Consider the following 2,135-nt stretch of genomic DNA (forward strand, 5'->3'; position numbering starts at 1 on the left):
CGGTTGACCGGGCCGACGCCTGGCCGGCGGCGGTCGCCCTGGCCGAGCGGCTGGCCGCGCCGGTCTGGGCCTCCCCCGCGCCGGAGCGGGCCGTCTTCCCCGAGGACCATCCGCACTTCCGGGGCGTGCTGCCGTACGCGATCGAGCCGCTGGCGGAGGCGCTGCGCGGGCACGACACGGTGCTGGTGGTCGGCGCGCCGGTGTTCCGCTACTACCCGCACGTGCCGGGCGACTACCTACCGGCCGACGCGCGGCTGCTGCACGTCACCGACGACCCGGACGAGTCGGCCCGGGCCCCGGTCGGGGAGAGCCTGCTCGGCGACGCCGGGCTGGCCCTGACGGGCCTGCTGGACCTGCTGCCGGCGACGGACCGTCCCGCCCCGGCCGCCCGCCCCGCGCCGGGGCCGCCGGCGGAGTCGAACCCGCCGAGCGCGGACGCCCTCTTCGCCGCGCTGGCGCGGCACTGGCCGACCGACGGGGTGCTGGTGCAGGAGTCCCCGTCCAACCTCTCCGCGCTGCGCCGCCGGGTGCGGATGACCCGACCCGGGTCGTACTTCACGATGGCCAGCGGCGGGCTGGGGTTCGGGCTGCCGGCGGCGGTGGGGATCGCCCTGGCGGAGCGGGACACCGGGCGCGGCCGGCCGGTGGTGGCGGTGATCGGCGACGGCTCGTTCCACTACTCCGTGCAGGCGCTCTGGACGGCCGCCCAGCTGCGGCTGCCGCTGCCCGTCGTGGTCCCGGTCAACCATCAGTACGCGATCCTCAAGGCGTTCGCCGAGCTGAAGCACACGCCCGGCGTGCCCGCGCTGGACCTGCCCGGGCTGGACGTCATCGCGGTGGCGCACGGTTACGGCTGCGCCGCCGAGGTGGTGGATCCGCTCGACCGGCTCGGCGACGCCCTGCGCGCGGCCCTCGCCGCCGACCGGCCGACGGTGCTGCCGGTGCAGATCAGCACCGACGTGCCGCACATCCTGTAGCCCCCAGCCGGCGCGGGTCAGCGCGGGCCGACCACCAGCGGCGTGCCGGTGAGCACGTTGAGGACCGGTCGCGCGCCGAGCGGGGCCCGCAGCGTGACGGTGACCGGGTGGATGAGCAACTGGTCGGTGCAGACGCCGGTCGAGCGGGTCACGCCCCCGCCGACCACCACCTCGTCGCGCTCCAGCACTAGCGGCGTGACGCCGGTGTCGCAGGCGCCGACCCCGAGCCGGTAGGTCAGCCGCGCACCCTCGGCAGGCGCCGCGAGATCCTGCGCGCCGACCACACCGTCGGGTGCGGGCCGGGTCGGCGCCACCCCCTGCGGTACGGCGGTGATCGCGCTCGGCGCGACGGCGAGCCGGGCCACCGGCGCCTTCAGCTCGGTCACGGTGAACAGCCACGCCGGCACGTCGGCGACGCCCCGGCTGGTCCGTACCGGGGCGGCGCCCAGCCGCACCGCGGTCACGGTCAGGGGGGTGCAGGCGCCCGGGTCGGCGGGGCTGGTGACCCAGCCGTCCGGTCCGGGCTCGATGGTCGGGCCGCCCTTGGACCGCCCGGGTTCCTTCGGCCGGCCGGCGCACGGCGGCGGGTCGCCCTGGTCCAGTTGCGCGTACGCGTCGGCGGCGCTGATCAGCGGCACCCGTAGGGTCCCGTCCGGGAACCGGACGGTCCCGTCGCCGGGCTTCGCGGTGGGCAGTTCGATCTGGTCCCGGTACCAGCCCGCCCGGAACGCCGCCTCGGTGTCGGAGCCGAAGCCCGGGTCGCCGGTCAGCACCGTGGCGTCCTGCAACGGCACGTACCCGGTCCGCCACGCCGGGCCGGGCCGCCAGGCCTCGGCCACCTCGACGGCCCGCTGGTGGAACGCCTCCCACCGGTGGTCCGGGCTGCTGGCGGACGGCCCACCGGCGGCCGGGCCGGAGCCGGCCGGGGCGCACCCGGCGGCGACCAGGAGGGGCAGCCCCAGCAGGGCTATCGCGCGACGCATGCCGCTTGGACGCCGCGCCCGCCCCGCCGGTTCCCGCCCGGGCGTGCAGGCTGACTGATTTGATTAAGAATCCTCAGTGATCATAGATTGATCGTGTGGAATTTCTTCGGCTGTCAAAGGCCGTGAAGCGTCTCGGTGGTCATCCCGTGACGCTTGGTCTTTGGGCTGGCTCGGG

The 2,135-nt window shown here is 76.3% G+C and carries 2 protein-coding genes; one reads left to right on the forward strand and one right to left on the reverse strand.

Features of this window, described 5'->3' with window-relative positions; genetic code table 11:
- Positions 1-977, forward strand: a 977-nt coding sequence (locus JNW87_RS37945) for a thiamine pyrophosphate-dependent enzyme (protein WP_238455392.1), incomplete at its 5' end; no start/stop codon positions are given.
- A gap of 17 nt (positions 978-994) precedes the next feature.
- On the opposite strand, the gene JNW87_RS37950 is transcribed toward JNW87_RS37945, so the two are convergent.
- Positions 995-1,960 (reverse strand): hypothetical protein, encoded by a 966-nt coding sequence (locus JNW87_RS37950; protein WP_238455393.1) that lies wholly within the window; start codon positions 1,958-1,960, stop codon positions 995-997.
- Between the last annotated feature and the right edge of the window lie 175 nt (positions 1,961-2,135).

The sequence above is a fragment of the Micromonospora sp. ATA51 genome, from assembly GCF_016802855.1.
Taxonomy (GTDB): domain Bacteria; phylum Actinomycetota; class Actinomycetes; order Mycobacteriales; family Micromonosporaceae; genus Micromonospora; species Micromonospora sicca.

What these genes read in the sequence shown, in the direction of transcription:
- JNW87_RS37950 (WP_238455393.1), bottom strand. Translation starts at nt 1,960, where the DNA reads ATGCGTCGCGCGATAGCCCTGCTGGGGCTGCCCCTCCTGGTCGCCGCC.